We start from the raw sequence: 5,275 nt of genomic DNA, 5'->3' as shown, positions 1-5,275 counted from the left end.
CGCGGGCCCGGCCGAGGCCGAGGCTGTCGGCGAGGTCGGCGGTGACGGGCTGCATGCGGGCGCCGAACCACGGCCGCACCAGGGCGCCGCCGGAGATGCCGGTCTCGGCGACCAGCTTGGCCATGTTGGCCGGGATGGCGAAGCCGATGCCGACCGAGCCGCCGGAGCGCGACACGATGGCGGTGTTGACGCCGACGAGGCGGCCCTGCAGGTCGACCAGCGCGCCACCGGAATTGCCCGGGTTGATCGCAGCATCGGTCTGGATGAAAAACTCGTAGTTGTCGCTCTCGACCCCGGTGCGGGCTAGCGCCGAGACGATGCCCGAGGTGACGGTCTGGCCGACGCCGAACGGATTGCCGATGGCGAGCACCAGGTCGCCGACCTCGAGCTGGTCGGAATCGGCGAATGGGAGCGCCGGGAAGGTCCCGCCCTTGGGGTCCTTGACCTTGAGGACCGCGAGGTCGGTCTTCGGATCGTCCAGCAGCAGGTTGACGGCGTATTCGTTGCCGTCGGTGGTGGCTACGCGGATATCGGTGGCGCCGTCGACGACGTGGTGGTTGGTCAGGATGATGCCCGCACCGTCGACGATGACGCCCGAGCCGAGCGACTGCGACTTCTGCGGGCGGCTGTCCATGAAGGGCGAGTCGCCGCCGCCGAAGAACTGCTGGAAGAACGGGTCGCTGAGGAATGGCGAGGTGGCCTGCTGGCTGATCGTCGTGGCGTAGACATTGACCACCGACGGCGTCACCGACTTCACCACGGGCGCAAAGCTCAATTGCACCTCGGTACGGGTGGCCGGGACGGTCTTCGCCTCCGCTGCCAGCTGTGTTGCGGGCTGGGCTGCCGGCTGCATTGGGGGCTGGACTGCCATCTCGGCGGCCGGCTGGGCTGCTGGTGCGACGAGTTGCGCGGTGATGGCGGGCGGCACCGTGTCGGCGCGGCGGCTCGAAATCTCGGCGTAGCCGAACGCCAGGGCGACGCCTGCGGCGACACCCACGAGACCGAAGATCCAACCCTGTTTCGACATCGTCATGTCCTCAGGCGAGACGGCACCGTAAAGGCCCGACAAACGCCCCGAATCTGGCGCCTTTTAGGTGCCGGCCTTACGGATTGGTAATCCCTCAAATATGACGTTGCCCAGTGGGTCAATCGACCCTATATGCAGCGCTCGCTTTTGACGCCCCTCCCGGACCCCTGAAAGGTTAGCCGCCAATGACTGAGCCGACCACGGTCTATGCCAATACTTCGCAGCTCATCGCCAGCGAAGAGCCCGATTTTCCGAGCTTCCTGTTCTGTTCGAAGGAACTGCACCGGGCGACAAAGGTGTTCAAGAAGGGGTTCGACGGGCTGCTGACCTATGCGGTCAAATGCAACCCCTCCCCGCACATCATCAGGCAGCTCCACGACGAGGGCCTCAAGGCCTTCGACGTTGCCTCCAACATGGAGATGGAGCTGGTGCGCGACTACGCCCCCGGCGCGGTCATGCACTACAACAACCCGATCAAGAACAAGCGCGAGATCGAACGCGCCTATGAGGAGTTCGGCGTCCGCTCGTTCACCATCGACCACCCGCAGCAGCTGGACCAGCTGGCGGCGGTGGTATCGCCGTCGCGCGACATCGAGGTGACCACCCGCTTCAAGGCCGGCAAGGCGCTGAAATCGTACGATTTCGGCATTAAGTTCGGCGTCATGCAGGATGGCGCGGCGGAGATCGTCAGCCTCGTCGACCAGATGGGCTATACGCCATCGCTCTGCTTCCATGTCGGCAGCCAGTGCGAGGACGCCTATGCCTACGAGCGGCACATCGCGGCCGCGGCGAAGATCTGCGAGGAGAGCGGCATAGAGCTCAAGCGCCTCAATATCGGCGGCGGCTATCCGGCCCCCTACCCGACCAGCGAAGCGCCGCCGATGGACTATTATTTCGAGACCATCTCGACAGCGGTGAAGGACAATTTCGGCAAGTCCAAGCCGGAACTGATCATCGAGCCCGGCCGGGCGCTGGTGACCTCGTCGACGTCGCTGCTGCTGCGGGTGAAGCACCAGCGCGGCGGGCAGTCGGTCTATCTCAACGACGGCGCCTATGGCTCGCTGATGGAAGTGAAGTTCATGCACTTCACCCCGCCGGTGCGGGTGTGGCGCGGCCCGCGCATCCACGACAACGACCAGGACTTCTCCGAGTTCACCGTGTGGGGTCCGACCTGCGACAGCTACGACGTGCTGCCGCAGGTGTTCACCCTGCCGTCGGACATCGACGAGGACGACTGGGTGGAATTCGGCCTGATGGGCGCCTACACCCAGGCCTCGCTGACGCCGTTCAACGGGTTTTGGCGGCGGGACCAGTATTGGGTGGACGAGGTGTATACCGGCAAGGATATGCAGCCGGGGGAGTGATCCCCCGCTGGATTGTGAAGGTGAAGCCCGGTGAGTGAGAGCTCCCGGGCTTTTTCTTTGGTTTTGCGGGTTGGATCAGTGCCGGCCACAGGCTCGGTGCCCATCTCCCCCCTTGCGGGGGAGAAATGGAATTTCTTGGGCTTAGCCAAACGGCTAAACCTAAGATTTTGCTTTCTCCCCCGCCAAGGGGGAGATGGGCACCGAGCTTGCGGAGCACACGCCTTTGCAACCGCGCCCGCACAGCAGTATCCTCCCCCTCGCAACCTAGCGAGGTGGCGAGATGCCGGGTGGGGTGCTTTTGGGACTCGTGGTGCTCCTGGGCTTTGTGGCCTGGGGGGCGGTGTTGTTCTGGCGGGGGCGGATCGTCGATCGCGTGCCGCGGCACGAGGTGCGCCGCGAGCGGCGGCGGCTGCATCACAAGGGCTAGAGCAGCTTCTCGATCGGTGGGACCAGTTCTGCCGGCTCCACGGCGGAAGCGAAGCGCTGCACCCTGGTGCCGGAGCGATCGACGAGGAACTTGGTGAAATTCCACTGTATGGCCTGGAAGCCCAGCAGGCCGGGCGCCTTGCGCTTCAGCCACTGGTAGAGCGGATGAGCGCCGTGACCGTTCACGATGATTTTCGAGAACATCGGGAAGGTGACATTGTAGTTGAGGTCGCAGAAGGCGGCGATCTCGGTCTCGGTGCCCGGCTCCTGGTCGCCGAACTGATTGCAGGGGAAGCCGAGGATGACGAGACCGCGGTCCCGATAGGTCTGGTAGAGCTTTTCGAGACCGGCATATTGCGGGGTGAAGCCGCATTTGCTGGCGACGTTGACCACCATGACGACCTTGTCGCGATAGGCCGACAGAGGCTGCTCGGGCCCGTCGAGCAAACGGGCCGAAAAATCATAAAGCATGGTCAAGGCAGGAACTCCGCAACGGTCAATACCCCTGCCCTAGTCTTCAAGCTTCTCCCCGTCCAGTCGCTTGTTCGCGAGCGCCTTGAGCGCCGCGTCGCGCTGCTTGTCGGCCTTGGCGCGCCCGAACTTGATGCGGTTCTCGGAGGCGGTCTGCTCCTTGGCCGTGCGAGCCTTGGCTTTGCGGGCTTTGGAGAGGGAGAGGATGTCGGCCATTGGAACTCCGGAGCGGCAGTGGAGCTAGTGCGGGCGCGGTAGCGACAAATAAACTGAGTCATACCATTCGCCGCCGATAAGGAAGGTGTTCCTCGCGGTGCCGGTCACCGTGAAACCGAGGCGTTGCAGGAGCTTCAGCGATGCGGTGTTGCGCGGGTCGACATCGGCGGTCAGGGCATCGATCGGATGGGCGGCGAAGGCGTATTCGATGAAGGCGGTGGCGGCCTCGGTTGCGAGGCCACGGCCCCAGACGTCGGGGTGCAGGATGAAGCCGAATTCGGGCATGTTCCAGATGCCCATGTAGCCAACGACGCGGCCCTCGTGCTCGATGATCCACTCGTCCCAGGCCGGATTGTCGAAGGAGAGCAGCGCGCCGGGGAACCAGGCTTCCGTCACTGCGAGAGACTCGTGCGGCAGCGTCGACCAGTAGCGCATGGCCTCGGGCGACGACATGACCGCATGGATCGGAACGAGATCGTCCGGCACGGGCCGGCGCAGGAGGAGCCGCGCCGTCCGGAGCTCCATCACACCAGCCGGCTCTGCTCCTTGGCCGCTTCGATGAAGCTGGCAAAGAGCGGGTGGGGCTCGAAGGGCTTGGATTTCAGCTCCGGGTGGAACTGCACGCCGATGAACCACGGGTGGTCGGTGCGCTCGACGATCTCAGGCAGCTTGCCGTCGGGCGAGACGCCGGAGAAGAGGAGGCCATTCGCCTCGAGCACCTTGCGGTAGTTCATGTTCACTTCGTAACGGTGACGATGGCGCTCGGTAATGCGCGTCGAGCCATAGATATCCGCCACCCGGCTGCCCTTGGCGAGCTGGGCCGGATAGGAGCCGAGGCGCATGGTGCCGCCGAGATCGGTGTCGGTGGTGCGCGTAACCTGCTCGTTACCCTTGGTCCACTCGGTCATGATGCCGACGATCGGCTCCTTGGTGGGGCCGAACTCGGTGGAATTGGCGTTCTTGATGCCGGCGGTGTTCCGCGCCGCCTCAATGCAGGCCATCTGCATGCCGAAGCAGATACCGAAATACGGCACGTCCTTGAGGCGGGCGAAGCGGGCGGCCTGGATCTTGCCGGCCGAGCCGCGCTCGCCGAAGCCGCCCGGGACGAGGATGCCGTGGATGTGCTCGAGATAGGGTGCGGGGTCCTCGTGCTCGAAGATTTCGCTGTCGATCCAGTTGAGGTTGACCTTCACCCGGTTGGCGATGCCGCCATGGACCAGGGCTTCCGAGAGCGACTTGTAGGCGTCCTTGAGGCCGGTGTACTTGCCGACGATGGCTATGTTGACCTCGCCCTCGGGGTTGTGGAGGCGCTGCGAGACTTCCTCCCACTGGGTCAGGTCGGGCGACGGCGCGTCTTCGATGCCGAAGGCGGCGAGGACTTCGCGGTCGAGCCCTTCCTTGTGGTAGGCGAGCGGCACGTCGTAGATCGAGGCGACGTCGAGGCCCTGGATCACGGCGCTCTCGCGCACGTTGCAGAACAGCGCCAGCTTCCTGCGTTCGCTGTGCGGGATGGGGCGATCGCAGCGGACGAGCAGGATGTCGGGCGAAATGCCGATGGAGCGGAGCGTTGCCACCGAGTGCTGCGTCGGCTTGGTCTTGAGCTCGCCGGCCGAGGGGATGAACGGCATCAGCGTCAGGTGGACATAGACGGCGTGCCCGCGCGGCAGGTCGTTGCCGAACTGGCGGATCGCCTCGAAGAACGGCAGGCCCTCGATATCGCCGACGGTGCCGCCGACTTCGACGAGGACGAAATCGAACTCGTCGTTGCCCT

7 protein-coding genes are annotated in these 5,275 nt (G+C 64.7%); 2 read left to right on the top strand and 5 right to left on the bottom strand.

Annotated features, from left to right (window positions below; genetic code table 11):
• A partial coding sequence (locus tag JWQ89_RS10750; protein ID WP_299640854.1) for a trypsin-like peptidase domain-containing protein occupies positions 1 to 853 on the bottom strand: 853 nt, incomplete at its 3' end.
• Between the two features lie 359 nt (positions 854 to 1,212).
• Here JWQ89_RS10750 and JWQ89_RS10745 point away from each other — a divergent pair.
• Together JWQ89_RS10745 and JWQ89_RS10740 are read left to right on the top strand one after the other, a co-directional pair.
• Entirely contained in the window at positions 1,213 to 2,391 is a 1,179-nt protein-coding gene (locus JWQ89_RS10745) for a hypothetical protein (protein ID WP_299640850.1), read from the top strand.
• Between the two features lie 292 nt (positions 2,392 to 2,683).
• Positions 2,684 to 2,818: a hypothetical protein gene (locus tag JWQ89_RS10740; protein WP_299640848.1), complete on the top strand. Its 135-nt coding sequence runs from the start codon at positions 2,684 to 2,686 to the stop codon at positions 2,816 to 2,818.
• Here the strand turns inward: JWQ89_RS10740 and JWQ89_RS10735 are convergent.
• From JWQ89_RS10735 to JWQ89_RS10720, 4 genes are all read right to left on the bottom strand, one after another.
• On the bottom strand, positions 2,815 to 3,288 hold the full coding sequence (locus JWQ89_RS10735) for a glutathione peroxidase (protein ID WP_366143992.1): 474 nt from the start codon (positions 3,286 to 3,288) through the stop codon (positions 2,815 to 2,817). The genes JWQ89_RS10740 and JWQ89_RS10735 overlap by 4 nt on opposite strands.
• Positions 3,289 to 3,327: 39 nt before the next feature.
• Positions 3,328 to 3,504, bottom strand: a complete 177-nt coding sequence (locus JWQ89_RS10730) for a DUF4169 family protein (protein ID WP_299640845.1) — start codon at positions 3,502 to 3,504, stop codon at positions 3,328 to 3,330.
• Between the two features lie 24 nt (positions 3,505 to 3,528).
• On the bottom strand, positions 3,529 to 4,029 hold the full coding sequence (locus JWQ89_RS10725) for a GNAT family N-acetyltransferase (RefSeq protein WP_299640852.1): 501 nt from the start codon (positions 4,027 to 4,029) through the stop codon (positions 3,529 to 3,531).
• Positions 4,029 to 5,275 (bottom strand): CTP synthase (locus tag JWQ89_RS10720; protein WP_299640843.1); only part of this gene is annotated, 1,247 nt, incomplete at its 5' end. The genes JWQ89_RS10720 and JWQ89_RS10725, both read right to left, overlap by 1 nt.

It is taken from the genome of Devosia sp. (genome assembly GCF_028290645.1).
In the GTDB taxonomy this organism is placed as follows: domain Bacteria; phylum Pseudomonadota; class Alphaproteobacteria; order Rhizobiales; family Devosiaceae; genus Devosia_A.
Note: the sequence above shows the minus strand (reverse complement) of the source record. Positions and strands in the feature narration are given on the sequence as shown.